Annotated in this window: 24 protein-coding genes; 13 read left to right on the top strand and 11 right to left on the bottom strand. The window is 34.0% G+C overall.

Features of this window, described 5'->3' with window-relative positions; translation table 11 throughout:
- Positions 1-9 precede the first annotated feature (9 nt).
- The 6 genes from DM444_RS21935 to DM444_RS21960 all read right to left on the bottom strand — a co-directional run bounded on the left by DM444_RS21935 (position 10) and on the right by DM444_RS21960 (position 6,286).
- Positions 10-1,896: an amidohydrolase gene (locus DM444_RS21935; protein ID WP_111290640.1), complete on the bottom strand. Its 1,887-nt coding sequence runs from the start codon at positions 1,894-1,896 to the stop codon at positions 10-12.
- 7 nt (positions 1,897-1,903) lie between these two features.
- On the bottom strand, positions 1,904-2,626 hold the full coding sequence (locus DM444_RS21940) for a M17 family peptidase N-terminal domain-containing protein (protein ID WP_111290642.1): 723 nt from the start codon (positions 2,624-2,626) through the stop codon (positions 1,904-1,906).
- A 250-nt stretch (positions 2,627-2,876) separates the two neighbouring features.
- Positions 2,877-4,205 (bottom strand): alginate export family protein, encoded by a 1,329-nt coding sequence (locus DM444_RS21945; RefSeq protein ID WP_239455768.1) that lies wholly within the window; start codon positions 4,203-4,205, stop codon positions 2,877-2,879.
- A 111-nt stretch (positions 4,206-4,316) separates the two neighbouring features.
- Positions 4,317-4,949: a hydrolase gene (locus DM444_RS21950; RefSeq protein ID WP_111290646.1), complete on the bottom strand. Its 633-nt coding sequence runs from the start codon at positions 4,947-4,949 to the stop codon at positions 4,317-4,319.
- Between the two features lie 146 nt (positions 4,950-5,095).
- Complete coding sequence (locus DM444_RS21955) at positions 5,096-5,413, bottom strand: phosphoribosylpyrophosphate synthetase (RefSeq protein WP_111290648.1); 318 nt, start codon at positions 5,411-5,413, stop codon at positions 5,096-5,098.
- Between the two features lie 57 nt (positions 5,414-5,470).
- Positions 5,471-6,286: an alpha/beta fold hydrolase gene (locus DM444_RS21960; RefSeq protein WP_111290650.1), complete on the bottom strand. Its 816-nt coding sequence runs from the start codon at positions 6,284-6,286 to the stop codon at positions 5,471-5,473.
- 474 nt (positions 6,287-6,760) lie between these two features.
- Between DM444_RS21960 and DM444_RS21965 the strand changes: the two genes are divergently transcribed.
- The 7 genes from DM444_RS21965 (at position 6,761) to DM444_RS21995 (ending at position 13,144) form a co-directional block, all read left to right on the top strand.
- Positions 6,761-7,138 (top strand): hypothetical protein, encoded by a 378-nt coding sequence (locus DM444_RS21965; protein WP_239455769.1) that lies wholly within the window; start codon positions 6,761-6,763, stop codon positions 7,136-7,138.
- A gap of 308 nt (positions 7,139-7,446) precedes the next feature.
- Positions 7,447-8,367, top strand: coding sequence for a hypothetical protein (locus tag DM444_RS21970; RefSeq protein ID WP_111290654.1), 921 nt, complete (start codon positions 7,447-7,449; stop codon positions 8,365-8,367).
- Positions 8,368-8,371: 4 nt separating this feature from the next.
- Positions 8,372-10,351, top strand: a complete 1,980-nt coding sequence (locus tag DM444_RS21975; protein ID WP_111290656.1) for a TonB-dependent receptor plug domain-containing protein — start codon at positions 8,372-8,374, stop codon at positions 10,349-10,351.
- A 5-nt stretch (positions 10,352-10,356) separates the two neighbouring features.
- The gene (locus DM444_RS21980; protein ID WP_111290658.1) at positions 10,357-10,725 is read left to right on the top strand and encodes a hypothetical protein; all 369 of its coding nucleotides are present in this window, start codon (positions 10,357-10,359) and stop codon (positions 10,723-10,725) included.
- Between the two features lie 55 nt (positions 10,726-10,780).
- Positions 10,781-11,647 (top strand): MbnP family protein, encoded by an 867-nt coding sequence (locus DM444_RS21985; protein WP_111290660.1) that lies wholly within the window; start codon positions 10,781-10,783, stop codon positions 11,645-11,647.
- 60 nt (positions 11,648-11,707) lie between these two features.
- Positions 11,708-12,724 carry a cytochrome-c peroxidase gene (locus DM444_RS21990; RefSeq protein WP_111290662.1) on the top strand — a complete coding sequence of 339 codons (1,017 nt, stop codon included), beginning with the start codon at positions 11,708-11,710 and terminating at the stop codon, positions 12,722-12,724.
- A gap of 171 nt (positions 12,725-12,895) precedes the next feature.
- Positions 12,896-13,144, top strand: a complete 249-nt coding sequence (locus DM444_RS21995) for a hypothetical protein (RefSeq protein ID WP_111290664.1) — start codon at positions 12,896-12,898, stop codon at positions 13,142-13,144.
- A 32-nt stretch (positions 13,145-13,176) separates the two neighbouring features.
- Here DM444_RS21995 and DM444_RS22000 read toward each other — a convergent pair whose 3' ends face one another.
- The 5 genes from DM444_RS22000 to DM444_RS22020 all read right to left on the bottom strand — a co-directional run bounded on the left by DM444_RS22000 (position 13,177) and on the right by DM444_RS22020 (position 17,164).
- Positions 13,177-13,380 (bottom strand): hypothetical protein, encoded by a 204-nt coding sequence (locus tag DM444_RS22000; protein ID WP_111290666.1) that lies wholly within the window; start codon positions 13,378-13,380, stop codon positions 13,177-13,179.
- A 146-nt stretch (positions 13,381-13,526) separates the two neighbouring features.
- Positions 13,527-14,963, bottom strand: a complete 1,437-nt coding sequence (locus DM444_RS22005) for an FAD-dependent oxidoreductase (protein WP_111290668.1) — start codon at positions 14,961-14,963, stop codon at positions 13,527-13,529.
- Positions 14,964-15,114: 151 nt separating this feature from the next.
- On the bottom strand, positions 15,115-15,966 hold the full coding sequence (locus DM444_RS22010) for an alpha/beta fold hydrolase (protein ID WP_162615028.1): 852 nt from the start codon (positions 15,964-15,966) through the stop codon (positions 15,115-15,117).
- 46 nt (positions 15,967-16,012) lie between these two features.
- Positions 16,013-16,543 (bottom strand): hypothetical protein, encoded by a 531-nt coding sequence (locus DM444_RS22015; protein WP_111290672.1) that lies wholly within the window; start codon positions 16,541-16,543, stop codon positions 16,013-16,015.
- A 3-nt stretch (positions 16,544-16,546) separates the two neighbouring features.
- Positions 16,547-17,164: a cysteine hydrolase family protein gene (locus tag DM444_RS22020; protein ID WP_111290674.1), complete on the bottom strand. Its 618-nt coding sequence runs from the start codon at positions 17,162-17,164 to the stop codon at positions 16,547-16,549.
- 243 nt (positions 17,165-17,407) lie between these two features.
- Here DM444_RS22020 and DM444_RS22025 point away from each other — a divergent pair, with 243 nt between their 5' ends.
- From DM444_RS22025 to DM444_RS22050, 6 genes are all read left to right on the top strand, one after another.
- Complete coding sequence (locus DM444_RS22025; RefSeq protein ID WP_111290676.1) at positions 17,408-17,608, top strand: hypothetical protein; 201 nt, start codon at positions 17,408-17,410, stop codon at positions 17,606-17,608.
- Positions 17,609-17,787: 179 nt separating this feature from the next.
- Positions 17,788-18,423 (top strand): hypothetical protein, encoded by a 636-nt coding sequence (locus tag DM444_RS22030; RefSeq protein WP_111290678.1) that lies wholly within the window; start codon positions 17,788-17,790, stop codon positions 18,421-18,423.
- A 183-nt stretch (positions 18,424-18,606) separates the two neighbouring features.
- A complete protein-coding gene (locus tag DM444_RS22035; protein WP_111290680.1) occupies positions 18,607-19,050 on the top strand; it encodes a hypothetical protein in 444 nt (147 codons plus the stop codon).
- A gap of 721 nt (positions 19,051-19,771) precedes the next feature.
- Positions 19,772-22,960, top strand: a complete 3,189-nt coding sequence (locus DM444_RS22040; protein WP_111290682.1) for a SusC/RagA family TonB-linked outer membrane protein — start codon at positions 19,772-19,774, stop codon at positions 22,958-22,960.
- Between the two features lie 12 nt (positions 22,961-22,972).
- Positions 22,973-24,397: a SusD/RagB family nutrient-binding outer membrane lipoprotein gene (locus DM444_RS22045; RefSeq protein ID WP_111290684.1), complete on the top strand. Its 1,425-nt coding sequence runs from the start codon at positions 22,973-22,975 to the stop codon at positions 24,395-24,397.
- A gap of 148 nt (positions 24,398-24,545) precedes the next feature.
- Positions 24,546-25,478 (top strand): NAD-dependent epimerase/dehydratase family protein, encoded by a 933-nt coding sequence (locus DM444_RS22050; protein WP_111290687.1) that lies wholly within the window; start codon positions 24,546-24,548, stop codon positions 25,476-25,478.
- Positions 25,479-25,480 lie beyond the last annotated feature (2 nt).

Raw genomic sequence — 25,480 nt, forward strand, 5'->3', positions numbered from 1 at the left:
CTTTAGAATTTAAAAAGCAAAACAAGAGCAACCCAAAGCGCCCCAGAATGCATTATAATTGTTAACAGGAACATTGCTCATTCGGGCAACATCGTGATTATGTGCGTGAACATCGCAACTTCCGCCACAGCTATGAATTTGTGCTGTTAGTTTTGGTTTTGCATCTGCTTTTGCATTTTTTTCAATCGCACTTTGCAAACCGCTTCTCACTGGATAACCGTTGTAAATATTCGTTGGCGACCAATCTGGCAAAATCGGAATATGTGGCGGTGAAAATGAAGAAAAATCTCCATTAGCATACACAATTTTTCCGTCTACAATGGTTAAATCAGCTTCAATTTTTTTGATGTCTTCATCGTCAATTGTAAAATAATCGCGATCTAAAACCACTAAATCGGCAAACATTCCAACTTTAATATCTCCTTTTTTAGTTTGTTCTTGCGAAAACCAAGCGCTTCCTCTAGTGTACAATTCTAAAGCAGTTTGTCTGTTCAATCTTGTTTCTGTGTACAATTGCAAACCTCCAACGGTTTTCCCAACTGTCATCCAATACATAGAAACCCACGGATTGTAACTGCTCACACGTGTAGCGTCTGAACCTGCGCCAACAGGAACTTCCATTTCAATCATTTTTTTGATTGGTGGCGTGTTTTCAGCAGCTTTTGCTCCGTAACGATCTGTAAAATATTCCCCTTGATACGCCATTCTGCTTTGAACTGCAATACCACCTCCCAAAGCTTTTACACGTTCAATGTTTCTTTCGTCAATAGTTTCAGCGTGATCAAAAATCCACGGAAGCCCGTTGAAAGGAACATCTTGATTTATCTTTTCGAAAACATTCAAAAATCTTGTAATGCTTTCGTTATAAGTGGCATGAAGTCTGAATGGCCAACGATTTTCGACCAAAAGACGAACTACTTTTTCTAGTTCCGCTTCCATGTTTTCAGGAAGATCTGGTCGTGGCTGAAGGAAATCTTCAAAATCGGCAGCAGAAAAAACTAGCATTTCACCAGCTCCGTTGTGGCGGTACATATCGTTTCCTTGATATAATTTTACATTATCAATCCAATCTGAGAAATCTTCAAATTCGTGTTTTGGTTTTTGAGTAAAAAGATTGTAAGCGATCCTTACGGTCAATTGTTTCTTTTCATTCAATTCGTTAACGACTTTATAATCATCTGGAAAGTTCTGAAAACCGCCGCCAGCATCAATAACACTCGTAATTCCGAAACGGTTCAATTCTTTCATAAAATGGCGAGTTGAATTGATTTGATGTTCGTAAGAAAGTGTCGGACCTTTAGCCAAAGTCGAATACAAAATCATCGCATTTGGAGTTGCAATAATAAGTCCTGTTGGTTCTCCGTTTGAATCACGTTCAATATGTCCTCCAGGAGGCGCAGGCGTATTTTTGTTATAACCAACTGCTCTCAGCGCCGCTCTGTTCATAATGGCTCTGTCGTACAAATGCAAAATAAAAACAGGAGTATCTGGTGCAATCGCGTTGATTTCCTCTAAAGTCGGCATTCTGCGTTCAGCAAATTGAAATTCTGACCAGCCGCCAACTACACGAACCCATTGCGGATTTGGCGTACGATCTACTTGTTCTTTCAACATTCGAAGCGCATCTGCCAAAGAAGGAACGCCATCCCATCTTAATTCTAAGTTGTAATTTAAACCGCCACGAATAAGATGAATATGCGAATCGTTAATTCCTGGGACAACTCTTTTATTTTGAAGATCAATTATTTTGGTTTCTTCAGAAGCAAAAGTCATGATGTCGCTGTCATTTCCAACGGCAATAAATTTTCCGTCTTTAATAGCAACTGCGGTAACGTTTGGTGTTTCAGCATTGAAGCTATGAATTTTCCCGTTGAATAAAATTAAATCTGCTTTCATGATTTGATTATTTAGAGTTCAACTTTGTAATTGCATCTTTAATTCCTTCACCAGCAACATTATAAAATGCAGGTCCAGCAAGCAGAATAACTTTCGTTAAAGGTTTATATTCAGCTAATTTTTTTTCTTTTAAATAAGATTGCGTTCTATAAGCTTCAAACGAACCTAAAACTACATTTGTAGCAACCAAAGCCGTTGGAGAATCGATTCCTGCATCTTTAATATCACTTGCAAAAGAGTAGTTAGAAACGCCTAAACGTAAAGCCTCGCGCATGGCAGTGCTTCCAACGCTGATCATTAAATCGGGAGTAAATTTGTTGCGGTCACCCAATCCGATTAATAATAATTGTTTGGATGCTAAAGTACCTTTTGGAGGTGTAATCAATAAAGTTTCAAGAGCATGACCTGTAAATTTTCCGCTTTTGCGTAACTCTGTAATAATGCCTTTTAAAGCATTATCTAAATGTACCATTCCGTTTAGATTTGCTGGAAGGGCAGGAGGGTTAAAAATATCACCTTCTGTATATTCAAATACACATGCAACTTGTAAATCAGCTTCTGCTGCAGATGGCCCTTGAACCAATCCGTTTATCGCAACTCCATCCACTTTTCCCCATGTTGTAGTAGAACCGATTGAAGCTGTTTGTGCAAAACCATTAAAGGAAAATGTTAGAATTAAAAGAATCAGATGTGAATATCTAAATCTGTATTTTGAAGTGTTTGTTTTCATTGTTTATATAGTTTAGGTTTATAGTTTTTAAACACATAGAAACATAGATTTTCTTTACTTTAAAAAAGGAGAAAGAAAAGAAGTTAGTTTCTAACACATAGTCCTTTGTATAGTTCTTTGCGAGAACTTTGTCAAAGTTTTAAACTTTGAAAAAGTTGACACAGTTATGTGCATTTATATAAGTGAAAAGCCTTTTATACGTTCCAAAAAGCTATGTTTCTATGTGTTAAAAATTAATTTATATGTTTAATTAAAATTTGAATCCAAGTCGGGCGTTAAAGAAAACCCCGTCTTTTGAATTCGGAATAATGTCATTGATAAAAGCACCCGTTTTAAAGTATTGAATACCGCTGACTACCGAAATATATTTGTTTACGTTGTATGTGAAATTGGCCAAATAAGCAGTTCCAATATATCTTTCGTCAGAATCGCTTCCGCGAAGGTTAAGCATTCCGCTTGGTCTGTAAACTCCGTCTTGAGTTGAATATCTCCAGTTTAAAACCACATCGACCTGCATCTTTAAATTCGAAAGTAAATCCATCGTTGCATAAGGATGAATATCGATAAGGTTTACTGGTCCAACTTGCGGACTGAAACCAAAATAACCTCCTTTTGGATAAAGCGGATTAAACGTTTGAAGGTTTCCATTTCCTTGATTTTTATCTCCTGATATATAATCATTTCGAAGATTTATCGTGGGTTTGAATTTTGTGTTTTCAAACATATATCCAATATCAATAGATCCTGTCCAAGCATTTATATCTCCAGATCCAAAAGTTCCAAATTGATAAGCTGCTTCTAAATTGTAAATAAATCCGCCGCCGTATTTCCATAATCTTGTTCCAACAGTATGTCTTCTTTCTGGAGCAATTCCTTCTTCAAAAAGCGATAAATCTCTTCTTATTCCGAGATAATAAACATCGAGATTTCCTGCTTTTGGAAAAATTATTTTAGAATAAGCTCCCCAGAGATTCAATTGCTTAGACATTTTATTATCGAAAACTCCTGTGTAAATGGTATCTGCCATCATTGCAAAGGCGTCAACCGATACTCTTGAAGACGTGTACATTACTTTTCCTCCTGTAAAATAAAGTCTCGCATTTGGACCTTCTCTAACAGAAATCAATCTTCCAGAACCATAATCTAATTCTTGTCTTCCGGCGCGAACGGTTATTTTTTTGTCTTTTTGCTGCCAGACATTTACATCCAAAAATAAATTCTGAACATTTAACTGATCTTCGTCAATGCCTCGTGCTCCATTTACACGGCCGTCTTCCAAGGCACTTCTTAATTGAGCAAATATTCTAAAGCTTTTTCCTAAATGAATATCGGCATGAAGATCGTATCGCTGCAGCAAAAAATTATTGTGGCCAATATTTAATCTTCCCCAATCTTCATTGTTGAAATCAACATATTCATATCTTGCTTCGCCTCCAAGTGACATATAAATATCTTTCTGCTGATTTAACGGAATGAATTTTAATCTTTCATAAAAGTTTCTGCTCGAATCTTTTAAGAATTCATAATTTTCATCGTAACGCAAAAGCTTAAAACTTTGAGCAGAAGCGGTTTTTCCCATTAAAAGAAAAGATAAAATAATGATCCAGAGGAATTTATTTGGCGATATGGATTTTGATGATTCCAACATAATGAAGCGTAAGAGATTTATAATAAATTTGAATTAGTCGAATTAGTGTTTCAACATATTATGTGCGTAGTGAATTCCAATTCCATAAGAACCGCCATATTTTTTCATTAATGTTGTTACTGGACCATAAGTTTCTTCACGAGCCCAGTCTCTTTGAAGTTCTAATAAATATTGGATAGAAGTTACAGGAATTACTCCAGCTTGTACCATTCTCTGTACTGCACGTTCGTGAGCTTCGTTGCTTACATCGCCACAAGCATCTGTAATAACATAAACTTCGTAACCTTCTTCGATCGCAGATAATGCAGGACCTACAATGCAAACGCCTGTCCATAGTCCAGCAAGTACAATTTTCTTTTTGTTTTTTGCTACGATAGCTTTATAAGCGTTTTCGTCTTCCCAAGTGTTCATTGTAGTTCTGTCAATATATCCAGAAGTTGCAATTGGGTAAAATTCTTCAAGTTCTGGAAAAACTGGCCCAGAAAAACTTTCTTCTGCAACTGTTGTTACAACTGTTGCTACATTAAAAATTTTAGATGCTCCAGCAACGATTGCTACATTGGTGCGTAATTCGCTTACTGGAATATTACTTGTAGCGAAAGCCATTTGACCTTCAAAATCGATTAATACTAAAGCGTGATTGTCTGGTGATAATAAGTTAACTGATGGTTTCATGATATTTATTTGTTTAGATTTATAATTAGTTAAGCCAATGAGGTGCCAAACTCTTAATTTGTTGTTGAATAAGGTATTGTATTTTTAATAGGGAAAAATATTTTACGATATATCGTAATTTTGTTAAACCGATATGCCTTTTTATGTTAATGCGTTGAGAGCTTTTTAATCATTTCTGCAGAAACAGAGTCGGCATAAATTCCAAAGGCGCTGGTTAAAACACCTTTTAAATTGTAGATTTCAGATTTAATTCCATACACAATATCTTCGTCTCCAGGATCGGTATCGCCTTCAAATCGGAATAAATATTCAATCTTGAATTCTTCTGGCGACATACTTTGTGTGTTATTATTATAGCGAATGCAATTGGTATCCAGATTAAAGTTTTCTGTATAACCTTGTGTGCTTAGCCATTGCAAAGCTTCTGTAACAGTATCAAAAGAGGGTTGTTGAAAAAAACTCATAATTTGAGAAGATTAAACTGCCTGTAAAATGAACCTTTACAGGCAGTGATTATTGATTTATTTGATGAAATCTAAAATATCGTTGTTGATAGTTTCTGCTTCTGTAGTAGGCATTCCGTGAGGAAAACCAGGATAAGAAATTAATTTCCCGTTTTTCAACAATTTTGCAGCTCTAGGCGCTTGTGCATAAGGAACGATTTGGTCATCTTCTCCGTGTAAAACCAAAACCGGAATATCTAAACTTTTCAAATCTTCTGTAAAATCTGATTCAGAGAAAGCTTTAATTCCTTCGTAATGAGATAAAACAGAACCCATCATTCCTTGACGCCACCAGTTTTGTTTGATGCCTTCTTGAACAGTTTGTCCTTCGCGGTTCCATCCGTAGAATGGAATAGGGAAGTCGTAAAAGTATTGCGCTCTGTTGAATCCAGTTCCTTTTCTGATTTCGTCAAAAACAGACAATGGAACACCTTCTGGATTAGATTCGTTTTGAATCATAATAGGCGTTACAGCGCTAATGATTACTGCTTTTGCAACACGTCCTTTTCCGTATTTAGCTGTGTAGCGAATTACTTCACCACCTCCAGTTGAGTGACCAACGTGGATTGCATCTTTTAAGTCTAAAGCTTCTGTCAATTCAGCAATATCAGATGCGTAAGTTTCCATATTGTTTCCTTCAGAAGCTTGTCCAGAACGACCATGTCCGCGGCGATCGTGTGCAATTACTCTGTATCCTTTTTGAAGAAAAAACATCATTTGTGCATCCCAATCATCGCTTGATAAAGGCCATCCGTGGTGGAAAACGATTGGTTGTCCTGTTCCCCAGTCTTTGTAATAAATCTGTGTTCCGTCTTTTACTGTAAATGTGCTCATGGTTTTTGATTTTTAATATTAATTTGTTTTATATTTTTAATTTAAATTGGCTTTTAAGTTTAAAATTTAAACTTATAACTTGTTTTGTGTTTTATTTTGTTTGATTATGGTGCAAATATATTACGGAATGAAATCTGCATCGATTAATCTAGATTAAGAAGTGATTTTTTTATGGATTTTGATTACTGGTGCACGTGCAAGTTGAAATATTTGGAATGTTTTCATGTTTCGCATTTTAAATTAATATGTGATGCCAAACATTAGCCAATTAACGTGCCTTTATCTTTAAGGCCTTTGTTTTAAAGGGATTGCTAATTTTTGAGGTTTTTTAAATCTACGATATATCGTTATTTTATGATCGATTCGTTTTTTATAAATAAGATATTTTTATCTTTTATTAAATAAAAAATTCTGTTTCGTTAAAATAAATACAAAATTGTATGTACTTTTGTGGACGAATATTTAAACAAACACTTGAAAAGGTTAATCATAATAGCGCTTTCTATTTTAATTCTGTCACCTTCTTTTGGCAGTCTGTTTGTTTATGCTTCATTCAAAATCAACCAGAAAGAAATTGCTAAAACTATTTGCGTTCAGCGTAAACAAGCTTTTAACAGTTGTAATGGTCGATGCGAACTTCAAAAAAGCATCAAAAAATATTCTGATAACGAACGAAAAATGCAAGACAGCTTAAAAGATAAATTAGAGCTTGTTTATGTTCAAAATGCTACTGAAATTAATTTTAGTGTAATTCCTGTTATCGAATCAAAAGATAATTCTTCTATTTTATTTGAAAAGAAACCAATCGGGGCTTCTAATCTTACTTTTCATCCTCCTCTCTACGCAGTTTAGAGGTTAAATTCTATTTCTTTATAAAATTCAATTTTTTGAAATTCAAAATTCCAAGTTTGAAATTTCAAATTCCAAACGATTTTGTTTGATGTCTTAGCTTGGATTTAAATTCCAAGTTTGAAAAAGAATTGCGTAATTTTTTCTGAAACTGATTTTAATCATCTTTTGTAATTGAAGAGCAAATTAAATTGCACCTTTATTTACGTTGCCATTTTCTTGGCTATTTCACAGTACTTTAGCTTTTTTTGTTATTCAAAAAATTATAACTGAGTGCTAAATTTTAAATTTTTCTTATAACATTCATCAAAATGAAATCTCTTATTTATGGGATAATCGCATTGTTTGTGGTTACTTCCTGCACAATTGATAAAACAGATTACAACGCTGAAATTGGTTCTGAAGTTCCTGATAATTATGAATTTAAAGAAGCAGTTTCGTTTACTAGCGGTAATTATAAAATAAGTATAGATGCCTTAAACGGAACATTTTATAAAGGATATAATGAGCTTCATCTAAAAATTGTAAATACACAAAACAATCAGGAAATAAGTACTTCTGCCGTAACTTTTTTACCTATAATGAGTAATGCTGACGGAAGTAAAAGTTCATGTCCGCATGAGTATAATGTTGCGTATGATTCAGCCAATAAATATTATAGCGGATATTCGGTTTTTACTGGCGAAAGCACTACTACTGTGAGCTGGAAGTTGTATATCAGTTTTACAGTTGATAATCAGGCATACGAAATAAATAAAGATATTTCTGTTGAAAAACAAAGCAATAAAAATCTGAATATGACTGCTTTTACAGGAAAAGATGATGAACAGTATATTATTGCCTTGATTTCACCTCAAAAGCCAACGGTTTCTGAAAATCCATTAGTTGCGGGAGTTTATAAATACAATAAACCAACAACTCCTGCCGGCACTTTTCCAGATCCAACTCAATTTTCTTATTCAGAAGTTACTGGATATACTTTAAAGTTAGATCCGAGAATGCCAGAAGCATCAATGGGAAATCATTCTTCGCCAAATAATAAAGATTTAACGCAGCAAGATGATGGTTTGTATCATGGAGTTGTCAATTATACAATGACAGGAAACTGGACATTGAATTTAATTATGATGAATCAAAATGGGTTAATCTTAAAAGGAACAGTTGTTCCAACGGATTTTACGCCTGGAGTTGAAGGCGTGAAAAGTGAACTTTATATTGATACTTTATTCTAATAGCATGAAATATATTATAATGCTGCTTTTTTTGGGAATGTCTGTAATGGCTCAAAATCCGCATGCACATCACGACAGCATCAAAAACTTAGAAGAAGTTACAGTAAAAAACGCAACCAAAAAGAAAATTGAAACAGAAATGAAAATGGCTGTTTCTGTTGATGAATTTTTATCATCTTCTGAAAATATCAGTTTTATAAAACGCGGCGCTTATGCTTGGGAACCTTTATTAAACAATATGAGTACAGAACGTTCGACGGTTACAATTGACGGAATGCACGTTTTTGGCGCTTGTACAGATAAAATGGACCCAATTACGTCTTATGTTGAAAGCAATAATCTTGCAGCAATTGATATTAAATCGGGGCAAGAAGGAAGTCTTCATGGCGCGACCGTAGCGGGAAGTATTGATTTGAGAAGAAAAAGCACGCCGTTTGGTCTTCAGAAAAAATGGAATGGTGCATATCAAACAGGTTTCGAATTCAATAATAAACAATTTTTCAACTTAGGAAATATTTCTTATTCGGGGACTAAATTTGTTGCAGACGGAAGTATTTCGTATCGAACAGCAGATAATTATCATGACGGAAATAATGATGAAGTAAAGCATTCTCAATACAATAAATTCAATACTTCGCTTGGTTTAGCTTATAAAACCAGTGATTTATCTTCAGTTAGATTAGATGCTATTTTTGATATGGCAAAAGATGTTGGGTTCCCTGCATTACCAATGGATTTGTGGCTTTCGAGAGCGCTAATTACTTCGGCTTCATACAAACAATTGTTTGAAGAAGGCTTGGTTCGAGTTGTCGATACTAAAATTTACTTCAATGCAATTGAACATTATATGGACGATACGACTCGTCCAGAAAATTTGGTTCACATGGATATGCCGGGCTGGAGTACAACTTACGGATTGGTTTCGAAAGCGAATTTGAAAAGAAATAATTATTCGTCTGAAATTCAATTAAATGCTTACGATAATTTGTCTATCGCAGAAATGCGTATGTATCCGCAAGATCGTAGCGAAAGAACCATGTTTGCTTATAGCTGGCCTTGGGTTACGACTCGTTTTGCTGGACTTTCTATGAATAACTCTTGGGATCTTTCAGATAAAAGTCAGTTGAATTTGGGTGGTTCTTTGGGAGTAAATTACAATTATTCTAAATATGTAGAATTCAACTGGATTTTTCATCCTGGCGCGCCTCAGGAAAAAACGAGATTTTTACCAAGTATTAATGCTGGCTATAACTTAAATATTGATCATTTTAATTTTTCTGTTGGAACTGGTTATGGTCATAGAGCGCCTTCTGTCTCTGAAGGTTACGGTTATTACATTTATAATAGTTTTGATCGTTACGATTACATTGGAGATCCGAATCTTAAAAATGAAATTTCGTATGAAGGAAATGCAAGTGCAGGTTTTAAAAACGAAAAATTTAGTATTCAAGGAAAAATAAACTATTTCTACATTCAGAATTATATTATTGGTAGAATCTTAAGCATGGGAAGTCCGATGAATTATCAATCGGTTGGTGTAAAAGGTTATACTTCATTAGATTATGCTACGCTTTTAAATATGTCGGCGAATGTGAGTTACGATATTTTAGAACATTTGCATTGGAAAGGAACGCTAACTTATGCACGTGGAATGGATGATAAAGGAGGAAACCTGCCTTTTATTCGTCCGTTGAGTTATTTGACTTCACTTCATTATATGTATAAGAATTTTGGAATCCAGACTTCTGTAAATGGTGATTTTGAACAGATTAATTATAGTCCAGAATATGGTGAAGATCTAACAGGAGCTTATACCATTTGGAATATTTCTGCTGATTATTCTTTTAAAATAAATAAAGTAAGAAGTACAATTCAAGTTGGAGCAGAGAATTTATTAAATGAATATTACAGCACTTATGCAGACTGGGGAAATATTCCAAGAATGGGACGTAATATTTTCATGTCTTTAAAATTGAATTTCTAAGAAAAATGAGAAAAGTTTTTAGTATCGCGATGACTATTTTGTTCTTGCTGGTTTCTTTCCAGCAGGCGCTTATCGTTGTGCACTTTAAGCTGAATCAGAATGCCATAGAAAAAGAATTTTGTGAAAATAAAGCCAAGCCAGAACTGCAATGCCATGGTAAATGTCATTTAAAGAAAGAACTGCAGGAGAATGAAAAAAACTCTGATTTGGAATTAAGAAGTATCGGTAAAAAGATTGATATTGCCTTGATTTCAAACATCGAATTTGCTGTTTTTATTTCGAAAGAGATTAACTCTAATAGAGCCTCAATTTATAAAGAATCAGGTTTATTAGAACCATGTCTTGAAATTTTTGTACCGCCGCCTATTTTATAATTATTCCTTGTCAATAAATTAAAATAGAATACAATACAAAAATTAAAATCATATAATGGAAACTATAAAAAAATACCTTTTATTATCAGCAGTTGCTTTGGCATTTGTATCATGTTCAGACAGTGATGATAATCCAGCAGCAAACAATGTAACGTTAGAATTCAATAATACATTTAAGAACACTACAATTGTTTTAGGAGATGCAGCTTCAGCTTCGGCTACTACAAATACTTCAGTAGCTGGACAAGTTCATCATTTTTCTGAAGTAAAATATGTAATCAGCAATATCCGTCTTATTAAAGATGATGGAACTGAAGTGCCTTACAATGTAAATGACTTAGATAAAGGCGCGACTGTAATTGATCAGGCAAAAGCAGAATCTTTAAGTTATGTTTTGAGCAATGTGCCATCTGCGACTTACAAGCAGATTAAATTTGGTTTAGGTATCAAAACAGAACAAAACACTTTAGATCAGGTAAGATTTCCTAAGTTTTATGCAGCAGCAGGCGCTAATGATACGGCTATGATGTGGGAATGGGGAACAGGATACCGTTTTACAAAAGTAGAAGGTTTCTATGATACTGATAATAAAGCAATGTCTATTCATACAGGAAGCACTGTTGAAGGAACTGAAGGCGCTTATACTCAAGGTGTAAATGCTTATAGAGATATCACTTTAAATCTTACTACAAATGCAGTTGTTGGAAGTAAAGCTCCAAAAATCAAAATTAAAGCAGATTTTGATAAGCTTTTGAGCGGAGCTACCAATACAATTACGCTATCAACTGGAACTGGAATGAGCGATAATGCTACTCCAAATGTTCATACTGCGGCGCAAATGGTAAAATTTGTTGATAATCTAGGCGGAAACGGATCTAGCGATATTACAGGAATGTTTTCTGTGACGAGTGTAGAAAACTAAAAATATATTTAAGAGCCGTCTGAATTTAAAAAGACGGCTCTATTTTAAAATTCATTTAGAATGAAAAAAATAGCTGGTTTCATATTCATTGCATTGTTATTCATTTCATGTAATAACGATTCTGAAATGATTTCTTACGATAATCCTGAACTTTCTTTAAATATTCCTGCCGATTTTCCGGAACTGAATACGTATGTGAGTTTAAATAAACCTACTAAATATGGTGTTGAGCTGGGTGAAAAGCTTTTTACTGAAAAAAGATTTAGTGCAGACAATACTATTTCTTGTTCAAGCTGTCATATTCAGGCGAATGCATTCGCAGATCATAACCCGCAAGCTATTGGAATTGAAGGAAGAGTTGGTCTTAGAAATGCGCCATCACTTCAAAATTTAATGTTTTTAAAGTTTTTTAATTGGGATGGAAGCAAACTGCAGTTAGAAACGCAACCTTTAGTTCCTATTATTACGCATGAAGAAATGGATTCTTCAATTTTGGAAGTTATTGAAAAAATCAAAGATGATGCGTCTTATAAAGATTTGTTTAAAAAGACATTTGGAGATGAGGAAATTACGCCAGACAGAATTTATAAAAGTATTGCACAATTTGAATACACCTTAATTTCGGCCAATAGCAAATATGATAAAGTAAAACGTAAAGAAGGACCATCTTTTACAGAAAGTGAAGCGGCCGGTTATGCAACGTTTCAGCAAAAATGCGCAAGTTGTCATGGCACAGAATTGTTTACGGATCAAAGTTTTAGAAATATCGGTTTTCCTTTAAATACAAATACCAATGAAGCGGGTAGAGGAAGAGTTACTGGAATTGCTGCTGATTTTATGAGTTTCCGAGTTCCGACTTTAAGAAATATTGAATATACAGCTCCGTATGGAAGTTTTGGTCAGTTTGCGACGCTAAAATCTGTTTTGGATTATTTTGATAGTGGCGTCCTGAAAGCAGAGAATTTGGATCCTATTTTTAAGAATAATGGTAACAGAATTCCGCTTACAGAGCAGGAAAAAGAGAACTTGATTGCATTTATGAAAACCTTAAGCGATCAGCAATTTATAGGCAATTAATTTGGAAAGGCTTGATTTTTCTAGCTTTTCCATTTCTTTTTGTAAAGACAAAAATGTTTATAAAGTGTTGATAAATAATGCGTTGTGAGTAGTGTTAAAATCTGATTTCGATAGATTAAATGTTTTAAATTTATAATTATATGATAGTTAACTATTTAAAAATATTTGAATATGGAAAGAGCTATAAAACTACAGGTTCGCAAAGAACTAGACGGGAAGCAACAAGTAAATATTATTAAACTGAAAGGCAGTTTAATAACAAAAGGTTATACAGAAATTATCCATATTAGCGACAAGGATGATGAATTTTACATCAACTCGTTTGCAACTAGAAATGAAGCACGTAATGAAGTAAAAGAATTTATTCTGGATTTTATAAACAAAGAAAATTTAAGCAATACAATTAGCGTTCTAGCATAATAGAATTGTAATGCTTAAAATTGCAGTGAAGCTTAAACTGCAGTTGTAAAACTTATATTTTGATCCAGAAAAAGATGCTGATCTTTTGCAATATCCTCTGGTTTTTCGTCCCAATCTCCCCAATCTCCGACATAAGTTTTACGAAAAATTAATTCATCATTATCTTCGTTACAAGCCATAGTTCGGTTTGTAAAAGTTTCATGGAATTCGCTGAAATTTATATCTATATTTTTCATGGCGTGATCATTTTAATGATTTGAGGCTACAAATCTAAAAAAAGAGCAGCTTTACTTTGTTATATTTTAAGATCCAAATGTTATTTAATTCACACGTATGTTATTGAAATTGAGTTTTATAAAAAAAATGCTAAACAAAAATAGGTTTAGCATTTTACTTCTGATTGGTCTGTTTTTCTCTTCAAACATCTTCCTCGAGGTTCATCACCTTCTTGAAGTATGATTTCGGAATGCAGAAATTGAACAGCATCTGCAGAGCCTTTTACTTTTACTGCACTGCGTTCTATCATTTCTTCTTCAAATTCATTTAAAACACTTTCTCGCAATCCAATTTGTCTCCATTTTGATCGAGTATTACAGCCTTTAGAAATTTTTCTAGCTAATTTTAAAGCATCAAGTAAAGCTTGATTGGCACCTTGACCTTTAAAAGGACTCATTGGGTGTGCCGCATCTCCAATTAAAGTAATGTTTTTATTTTTTGCCAGTAAGTTCAAACTTAATAATTCACGGTCGTAAACTGGATATCCAGAAATTAAGTTTTCGTCTGTAGCACTTAAAATCTGTGGAATTGGATTGTGCCATTGTGTTCTTCGGCAAGCTTCTTCTTTTAGTGCTTTTGGTCCTTTGGAACTTAATTCTTTAGCTTCTTCTTCAGACATTGGAAAACTCAACTGCCACATTACAGAATCTGCAGTATAAGGCATTATGTAAATTCGTTCGTTTCCATTAGCAGTTTGAAAAACTGTTGCAGAATCTAAAAGCGAACTATCATGACCTTCTAAAGCACTTAAGGGACAAATTCCTAATATGACAATACAGTCTAAATAACGTAAAGGCGTTTGGTTTTCGCCAATTATTAGCTTTCGAACAGCACTTCGAATGCCATCAGCACCTACAACAAGATCGGCTTTTGAAGTTTTTGTTTCTCCATTTACCTGAAAAGTTAATTCCGCACCTTCTTCAGTTTCTTCAAGATTTATAAGCTGATGTCCCCATTGTATTGTATTATTTCCGCCAAGTTGTTCAAGAAGAGCTAAGCGAAGAGATTGCCGCGCAATATGTATGTTGGTACGTTTTGCTAGTGTTTTATTTTCAGAATCCAACCATTTTCTAGTTCCCCATTCACCCAATATTTTTCCTTCTGTGTTATGAACTATATGTTTTGTCGAAATTACGCCGTCTAAAGATGTAATTCCTAAACCTTTCATTGCTTTGCTTGCTTGCTGTAAAGTAAGTCCGTAGCCTTGTGATCTAGCTTCGAAGTGGTTATCGCGTTCATAAATCGTGAATGGAATTCCGCGGTGTAAACAAGCAACAGCTAAAGCGACACCACCAATACCGGCACCAATAATGGCAACATGCGGTTTAGTGAGATCGGGTTCAAGAAATTTTTCAGATTGCATTAATCCAGAGCCAGAACAATTTGTGCACAAATGCAGATGCGCCTTAGGACGTATCGGAGCAGTATTGCTCTGCTTGTTCTCATATAAAGCCAATTCCGTCTTATAGAGACGTTGCGCTTTTTTACTGAGTCCGCGATTTATTTTGCCCTGTCCCTGGCATTCATGGCATATAGTCCACATATTTTGCTGTATAACTTTCTTTATAGAATTGAGGTTGCAAAGTTACGTCAACTATAGCATTTAAACTACTGATTTTCAAAGCTAAAGCATATTTTGTGATAAAATTATAAGTTTTTGAAAGTCAATAATTTATGTTTTATTTATTTGATTTTTAATTCGATTCTATGAAATTGTCAATATAACGAGTAACCATTTCAGGATATTGATGATGCGGACCATGTCCCGTTTGAGCAATCGTGATTAGAGTTGCTGTAGGGAGTTTTTGGTTAAGTCCGAACCAGTTTTCTGGAGGAAAACAAACTTCATGATTAGCAGAAATAATTAATATTGGAATATTTATCTGCATTAATTTTTCTCTTGCATTATATGGATCATTCCAATAATCATCGTGTGATTTGCCGTAATATTCCCAAAGTTCAGGTTTTACTTTTTGGTCTTTATTTTCTCTTTTATTTATTCTCTTGTGGCTTTCTGCGGCTGCATTTCGGCTTGCTTCAGACGCAGGTTCAAAAAATAATATGGTTTCATGTTCTAGGGTATATTCAGGAATATAAGCTGTTTTAATGAAAATTTCTTCTAGAGGATGATTTACTTTTCCGGGAGGTTTGGTTCCAATTAAGATTGTATGGGTAATTCGGTTTGAGAATTCTGTTGTAGCTACTTGTGCCGCCCAGCCGCCTAATGACCATCCGCCCAATATAAATTTGTCAATTTTTAAAGCATCGGCTAGATCAATGGCATCTTTTCCAAAACCTAAAATAGTTTCATGAGGCGTTCCAGTAGAAGTAGCTAATCCTTTGTAATTAAAAATGATAACTTGGTATTTTTGTGCTAATGCATCTAAAAAAGCGGGATCCCAATCGTCTAGATTACCACGAAATCTGTTACAGAGAATAATAGGCAATCCTTTGCCAATTGATCTATAAGCTATTTTATAATCTTGAATTGAAGCAAATTTAGTTTCAGATTGATCTGCCTTGACCAAAGTATTTTCTTTTTCCATTGTACTAAAATTAAAGTTTTTATAATTGTTTCTGATTCCGTTTGCCTTAGTTCCAAATACCAGACAAAGCTTTTTTCTGAATGTTTTTGGCAAACAAAGGTGTTTCTTCTTTATTATGTGCTTCCAAATTATCTTTCATACTAATACGGATGGGCTCTAAGTCTGAAACGCCAGCTGCCGCAAGAAGTTGAGTAAAATGATCTGTAAGCGAAATCACGACATGATTGGAAAGTTCGCAAGAAGAATCGGATAGTTTCTTAACTTTCAATTCCCATTTAATTATCAAAGTGGTGTGACCAAGAGGAGATAGAGAATCAGAAATAGAATTGACAGCGCAGTGTTCTCTTTTGGAAATATCTTCTATATAATGTTGGATTAGCATATTTCCAGCAATCTGCTCCACATTTATAGACATTCTTAAACCATCTTCTGTTAATGAATTTCCAGCAGCGATATGAGAAGAAGAACATTCTTGGTATTCCTGATCTTTTAATGTAAAAAGCCATTCAGTCAAATTAATAGTTTCCAAAGGCGCATTAATTATATCTGTTGCAGTGCTTTCTGTAAAAGAATCCATAATTTAAGAATTGATATTATTTATGAATTCGTCTGTAGAAGAAAGAACATGCCCATAATTCGGAAAATTAGTTTCGACTGTAGCTTTGATTTCTTCCCAATTAAAAGCGCCTATTCCATCTTTAATTAATGTGACATGATAACCTAGTTCGACACCAAATCTTGCTGTAGAATCGATACAAGTATTGGCTCTCATACCCGCAAGAACTATTTGGTCAATATCATGCTGGCGCAAAAGAAAATCTAAATCGGTATTAGCAAATCCGCTCGCAGTCCAATGATTTTGTGCAATAAGATCGCCTTCTTGCATAATAAGATCAGGATGAAATTCTGCACCCCAAGAACCTTTTTCAAAAAGAGTAATATTTTTACTTCCTAAATGCGACGGAGCCATAAACTTCCAGTTTATATAATCTCTTATTTGTGTATGGCGATGCGGTGCATAAATAATTTGAATTTTCTTTTCTCTTGCAGCAGTTAATAGTTTTTTGATGTTAGCAACCACTTTATTTCCTTCAACTGTTTCTTTTGTTACAGGATATAATTTTCCTCCTTCAGAAAGAAAATCATTAAATGGATCAATAATGACGATTGCGGTTTTTTGAAGTTGATATAAGCTCATGATTTTAATTTTTAAGTTAAGTTGTTGTATGCTAATAATATGCCAATACGTTTTTGTACTATATTGATTGCTATCTGGCAAGTATTGAAAACCAGAAAGTTGCGATATTTAACGAATTTTCGAAATACAGTAAATTAGCGAGATAGAGAAGAGCAGTTTTATTTTATAATTTTCGAAAATGATTATGTAAGTCTGCAGAAAGGATTTGGACTAATTTTATAAAACATTTAAAAACTTAAAATTATGGAATCAAAGAATCAAACTCAGAAGAACCCTAATTCCAATCAGAATGGGGGAGATCATCGAAGCGATACCAGAAAACATCAATATAAAGATCATGACGAAGTTTTAACAAATGATGAAAACTACGATGCAGACACTAAAAAGTTCAAAGGAAAAGAACCCGATTTCGATGATCAATTAAATAATGAAGAAAAAAAATAAAACCGAAACGTCTCAAGTTAATTTTTGAGGCGTTTTTTATTTGCTTTTTCTCTTCAAAAACCACTTTTTTTATGAGATGAAAGCGAAGAAGTAAAAAATATGATTGGATTTTTATAGATTTGTAAAAATCTAATACAGTTTCTCAAATAATAATTGAGTAATAATATATAATACAAGGCATGAAATCGGTTACCTCATTTTTTTTACTTTTATTGTTTGTCTATTCCAATTCTTACTCACAGCTGAGTTCAGATAAAATATTTGAAAGTTTTAAACAAGGAGAACGCACAAACTGTTCATCAATTGCTTTCATTAAAGCTTCTTTAAATGTATACGGATTAGATAATCTTTTTGAAAGCGAGAAATTAAACAATGATTCTTATAAGATTAAGCTAAAAAATGATGCAACCTTTAATTTGGATAGCACTGAAATTGTTAAGGCCAGAAAATCAGCAGGTTTTGTTTATATTAAAGATAATTGCGACAGTGAAAGAATTAGAGATTATGCCGTGTTGACTTATGCTGTAATGGCAAAATACATGCAGATTATCGATAAGGAACCAACTTTTGAGAAAGCTTTAGAAGAATTGGAAGAAGGCACCGTATATACTCCAACAATCTATAAATACTTAGGATTCAAATTAGGCAAGCAAATTCAAAAATTAAAAAGACAATCTGGAAGTGAATATTGTGGCGTTGTAGCATGGTCAAAAGCTCATGCCGTTTTTGTTTGCGAAGATTTTATGGATTATTATGGAAACAAAAAAAGCATTTGGATCAAATATCCTGGACGTTTTAGAATAATTAAATCTTAAGGAAAGATCAAATAAAAGCTTGCAAAGCCCTGAAAACACTTATTTATTGGGCATTCGCTGTACTATTTTACTTATTCAGATTAAGAGATTATCATATTTTTAGGAAAAACAAACTATAAAAGTTGCAATTTAAGTTAATTTATATATTTTTGTTTTTATTCAAGAACCAAATCTATATAACAAATGAAGAGTAAGATTTTTTTATTAAGTGTCCTTTTCTTCTTGACGACTGCTGCTGTTTCTGCACAGGCAAAAAATGCACCAAGAAGTATTATTAGTACAACAGCGTTAATCCGTAAATACCATGATCAAAAAGAATTAAGTGGTATGCAAAAAGGAGAGCTTTTAGAATTGTACATTGAGCGTATTAAGGTTTTAGTAAAAACACTTCCTTATATTGCTTTGGTTACTAAACCTGGTGTTACAATGGCAGATTTAGGTATTCCTGATACTAGTGAAAACAAAAAGTTTTTAGATGGACAAGCAGAGGGTACAACAATTTTCTTAGATACTACAGTAGATTTCCAAAGAAAAATGATGCCTTATTCAGATAAAGGAAATCTTATCGCTGCAATTTTATTCTACGAAAACACTTTGAAATCTTTACACGAATTCAACGATTTATAAGAATCTCAAACATAAAAATTACAAACTCCAAAGTCTTAGACTTTGGAGTTTTTTTTTTGAAATAAACTTTCGAGACTATTCTCAAATCATTTCAAACAAAATTCATACACTTCTTTCCGTTGTGCATTCTTTTGTACAATTCTTTTAAAAAGGCTAAAATCGCTTCTAAACTTTACGGTTTTAGTATAATTCTTATAAAATAGTTAAAATTACTTCAAAAGCTAACTTTCTTGTTTTTAATGCTTTAAATGGATAGAATTAATTTGCTTAACATTTTTTTTGCAAAAAATTCAATTAAAATTTGGGAACTAAAATTTTTAATATACTTTTGTTCTATCAAATTAGTAGAGTTTAAAAGAATAAGTTAAAAGCCAGAGATTAAAGACCATATTCCATTTTCATTTTTGAACAAGCGAGAACCACAAAGGCAGTTTAAGTCTTACGAGTTACCACGGTTAAAATTCCTCTCTTTTTAATTCATTGTAAATTTTAATAAATACAATCCTGTATAGGGTTGAAATATTGTATAGGCCAATTTAAATAGTAGTAATCTAAAATCAGTGAAAATGAAAAAACGAATGTGTTGCAGATAAAAAAAAGAAAAACCATCTCTGCGGGAACAGAAATGGTGAAGCTTAAAGAAATTATTATCTCTAAAAGGGAAGCTAGAATGTACTAACCGGTTCTTGGCTTACCTAATTTATTAAACTAAAACAAAGTAATGAAAAAAAAATTAGAAAGATATGCTTGGCTATGTATTTTGTTGATTTCCATAGGAGTTAAATCACAAGAGACTAAGCCGTTAATCCAGTCTAAACTGGAAGGAACAGTAGTCGATGCTGTTACAAAAGAGCCTATTATTGGAGCTTCTATAAACATTAAAGGAACAACACATGGAGTTGTAACAGATACTGACGGAAATTTTTATTTCCAGACAGGCCAAAAATTCCCTTATACACTTATTGTTAGTTATTTGGGATATAAAAAAGAAGAAGTTGTAGTCAATAAAAATGCAATCGTAATCGAGCTTACTGAAGAACAGAATGCATTATCTGAAGTAGTTGTAACTGCTCTTGGAATTTCAAAAGAAAAGAAATCTTTAGGATATACGACTCAGGCAGTTAAAGGAAAAGAGTTGGCTGAAACAAAAGAAACTAACTTTTTAAACAGCCTTTCTGGTAAAGTAGCTGGTGTACGTATTACGAATTCACAAGGTGACATGGGATCGTCACGTATTATTATTCGTGGGGAAACGTCTATTGCAGGAAACAACCAGCCACTGTTCGTAGTTGATGGTGTTCCAGTGGATAATTCACAATTAAATTTTGGTGGTGCAACTCGTGATTTTAGAAACGCAATTGCCGATTTAAATCCGCAGGATATTGAAACATTAACAGTTTTAAAAGGTCCTAACGCCGCAGCTCTTTACGGATCTCGCGCTGCGCATGGTGTGGTTTTGATTACTACAAAATCAGGTAGAAATCAAAAAGGATTTGGAGTAACTTTCAATACAGGTATCACGATTTCTCAAGTAGCAACTTTACCTTCTTTTCAAAATTCATTTGGACAAGGATCAAACGGAAAATTCAGCTACGTAGATGGTAAAGGAGGCGGAGTTAATGATGGAGTTGATGAAAGCTGGGGACCTAAATTGGACGGACGTCTTATTCCTCAATTTTATTCAAATGGAGAAGCTGTTCCTTTTGTAGCTCATCCTAATAATGTAAGAGACTTTTTTAATAATGGTATTACTTACGATAATAGTATTTCTGTTGCTAAAGCTGATGAAAAATCAGATTTCCGTTTAGGAGCTAATAATCAGAAACAGCTTGGAACAGTGCCTAACAGTGAAATAAACAAAACAAACTTCTCTGTTAATGCTAATTACAAAATCTCTGAAAACGTAAAAGTAGGAGTAACAGGAAATTATATTGTTACCAATGCTCCAGCTTTACCTGGAGGACCATCAGGAGGTCGTGCTGCGGGTGTTATGTTGCAGTTTCTTTGGTTCGGACGTCAGGTAGATGTGAATCAGCTTAATAAAGATTGGAACACAAATTGGAACAACAGCTACTACAGTAATCCATACTGGAATGCATATTACAATACAACTAGTCAACAGCGTAATCGTTTTATTGGAGATGTCCATTTAGAAGCGAAGCTTGCAGACGGACTTAATTTTAGATTCCGTACAGGAGTTGATTACTATAACGACCGTAGAAAATACACCATTAAATACGGTACAAACGGAACGCCTTATGGTTCTTATGCCGAAGATGCTTACACTGTAAATGAGCAAAATACAGAAGGTATTTTCCAATATACAAAAAAGCTTAATGATGATTTTAGTTTAGATGCACTTGCCGGATTTAATATCCGTAACCATAGCGACGCAAACAATTATCAAAAAGCGCCACGTTTGGCTGTACCAGATTTATATACATTAACGAATTCGAGAGATCCTTTAACGTCTTCAAATTCATTGTCTAGATTAAGAGTTTACAGCGCTTATGCTTCGGCTCAGCTAGGGTTTAGAAACTATGCTTTCTTAAACGTTACGGCTCGTAATGACTGGTCATCAACATTACCAAGCAGTAACCGTTCTTACTTTTATCCATCGATTAATGGTAGTGTAGTTTTAACAGACGCATTAAATATTAAGAGTAGTACTTTAGATTTCTTAAAAGTTCGCGGTGGATGGTCTGAAGTAGGTAACGATGCAGATCCATATCAATTGTCTACGGTTTACAATTTCCAAACGGCATTTGACGGAAATCCAATTCAAACTTCTTCACAAAGAAAACTTAATGAAAATTTGAAACCAGAAACAACACGTTCTACTGAAGTAGGTCTTGAAGCTTCTTTCTGGAAAAACAGACTTCATTTTGATGTTGCTTATTATAACACAAATAGTTTCGATCAGATTTTGGAGATAAAAACTACAGCATCAAGCGGTTATAATTCACAGTTAATCAATGCAGGTAAAATTAATAACCAAGGTATAGAGGTTCAATTGGATGGAAATCCTATTCAAACTGAGAACTTCAAATGGAATGTGGCTTTAAATTATTCAAAAAATAAGAGTAAAGTAGAAATTTTGGATTATGCGGGAGATATTAAAAATTACACAATTGGTACTTCTGGAGGTGTAGATGTATTAGCATCTGTAGGACAAGCTTATGGAGCACTTTATGGAACTGCGTATGAGCGTGATGCAAGTGGAAATATTGTAGTGGGAGCGAATGGTCTTCCTAAAGCAGATCCAACAAAAAGAGTTTTAGGACATTATACTCCAGATTATTTGGCAGGTATTACAAATACTTTGACTTATAAAAATCTTGAATTATCATTCTTAGTTGATGCTAGTGTAGGAGGGGAACTTTTCTCAGGAACAAACAGAACAGGAAATTATACAGGGGTTTTAGCTCAAACTATGACAGGTCGTGATGCAGAACATGGAGGATTAAGCTACTATTACCCAGGAGATAATACTGCTAATCCGAAAACTTTGGTAGTAGGCGGAGCTGCTCCAAGCGGTGTAACAGTTTATGATGATGGAATGATCTTTAATGGTGTTTATGCAGATGGAACTGCTAATAATAAAGTGATTAGTGCGCAGGAATATTACAAAGCATCATACAATATTAGTGAAGCTTATATCTATAGTTCAACTTTTGTGAAAATGAGAGAGATAAAACTTAGTTACAACTTTGATAAGAAACTAGTTAAAAAACTAGGTCTTGAAGGAGCAAGTATTACTGCTGCAGGACGTAACCTATTCTTTATTTACAAAGAGGTTCCAAATGTTGACCCTGAAACCGCTTTTAATACTGGAAATGCACAAGGATTGGAAAGTTTGGCATTGCCAACAACAAGAAATTTCAGTCTTAATCTTAATGTTAAATTTTAAAAACTCGGAATCATGCTAAAAAAACTATCATATACAATACTGTTTGCATTGACACTGAGCTCTTGCAGTGACACTTTGGACGATATTAATAAAAATCCAAATGCAACTGAAACTCCATTGGCACCGTACCTATTAACAGGAACCTTAAAACAAGGTGCAGATTTGTATTGGGGAGATGTAAATAACTTTAATTCATCTTTATTGTTTGTTCAGCATTGGGCTAAAATCCAATATACAGAACCAGATCGATACGATGTTTCTAATACTTCTTTCACAACATTGTGGAATACAGGTTATGCCACTCTAATTACAGATTTGAATACGATTTTGAACTTTCCAGATGCACAGGCAAATTCAAATTATAAAGGTATCGCATTGACTTTACGCTCTTGGACATTTTTATTGTTAACCGATGCTTACGGAAGCATTCCGTACAAAGAAGCAGGTTTAAATGTAACGCCAGCATACAATACTCAAAAAGAAGTTTATACAGGATTACTTGAAGATTTGAAACAAGCTCAATCTTTGCTTAACGCAACAAACGGTTCTGTAACTGGAGATTTGGTTTATAAAGGAGATATATCGAAATGGAAAAAATTTGTGAATTCGCTTCGTCTGAGAATCGCATTGAGAATTTCTGATAAAGAACCTACATTAGCAAAACAAGCAGCAATTGACGCAACAAGCGATGCTGCTGGAGTAATTAGCAGCGAAAGCGAAACATTTAAGTTTACTTATACTAGTTCGCCTCAGCAAAACCCAGCTTCGGCATGGTTTGAAACTCGTGATGATTTCCGTATTTCAAAAACTATGGTTGATAAATTATATGAATTGTCAGATCCGCGTTTGCCAGTTTTTGCACAATTGCCATCAGATGCAAGTGTAGGTAAATATGTTGGAGGTGCTAACGGATTATCAAATAGTGATGCTAACAGCCAAGGTTTTGCTAAAACATCAAAACCTGGAACTTATTTCTTGACTTCGGCATCACCAGCTGTAATTGCTTCTTATTCAGAAACATTATTTAATCTTGCTGAAGCTGCAGCGCGCGGATATATTTCTGGAGATGCAGAACAGTATTATAAAAATGCAATTACGGCATCGTTCAATCAATTTGGAATTACCAATGCAACTGCTATTTCAGATTATCTGAATCAGACAAGCGTGAAATATGATTCATCAAATTACGCTAAATCGATTGGTACACAAAAATGGATTGCGTTCTTCGGACAAGGTTTAGATGCTTTTACAGAATGGAGAAGACTTGATTATCCAGTATTGACAGCAGGTCCTGCGACAGTTTTGGACGGACAGATTCCTTCACGTTTCTTCTATCCAGGTACAGAACAATCGTTGAATGGAGTAAGCTACCAAGCTGCAGTTGCAGATCAAGGAAAAGATTTATTGACAACAAAACTTTGGTTTGATGTGAAATAAGAAAAATTCTTAACAATCATTAAATTTTAATAGAAGCCGTACCAACTTGGTACGGCTTTTTTTATTAAGAGAACATTATAATTTAATTTTAGAATGTATTGCAAATTTTCTATAATTTAGACAGAATGTCAAATAAAATAAAAATAAGATGCAGACGATATTAGGGGCTAATGGACAGATAGGAGAAGAATTGGCAAGAGAACTGAAAAGAAATTATACTTCAGATATAAGAATTGTAAGCCGTAAAGCGCAAAAAATAAACGATACAGATACTGTTTTTTCTGCAGATTTGACCAATAAAGAAAAAGCAATAGAAGCGGTGAAAGGAAGTGAAATTGCCTATTTTACTTTAGGACTTCCTATGGACTCTGATTTATGGGAAAAACAATTTCTGCTAATAACAAGAAATGTTATTGAAGCCTGTAAAATCAACAAAACCAAACTTGTATTTTTTGATAATACGTATATGTATCCACAAGACAGCAGAGTTCTTACAGAGGAAACCGCTTTTGAACCCGTGGGAAGAAAGGGAAAAATCAGGAAAGAAATGGCTGAAATGGTTTTAAATGAAATAAAATCAGGACAATTGGAAGCTGTAATATGTCGCGCACCAGAATTTTATGGTCCCGCTAAAACACAGAGTATTACCAATACTTTAATTTTTAATGCAATAAAAGGAAATAAAAAATTAAAAGTGCCTTTGAGCGATGCTAAAAAGCGAAGCCTGATCTGGACACCAGATGCAAGTCGTGCCACAGCATTAATAGGGAATACTCCAGATGCTTTTGGACAAACGTGGCATTTGCCTGTCGATGAAAGCCATCTTAATTATAAAGAATTCATAATGTTGGCTTCTGAAATATATGGCAGAGATTTAAAATATAAGGTTATGCCAAAGTTTGTATTTACAATAGGAGCACTTTTCAATAAACAAGCAAAAGAACTGCAAGAGCTTCTTCCAAGATATGAGCACGCCAACGTTTTTGATGATTCAAAATTTAGAAAGCATTTTCCAGATTTTGTTGTTACAAGCTATAGAAATGGAATTGAAGAAATAAAAAGAGAACAATATTCTTCATGAAA

This window comes from Flavobacterium ginsenosidimutans (assembly GCF_003254625.1).
GTDB lineage: Bacteria > Bacteroidota > Bacteroidia > Flavobacteriales > Flavobacteriaceae > Flavobacterium > Flavobacterium ginsenosidimutans.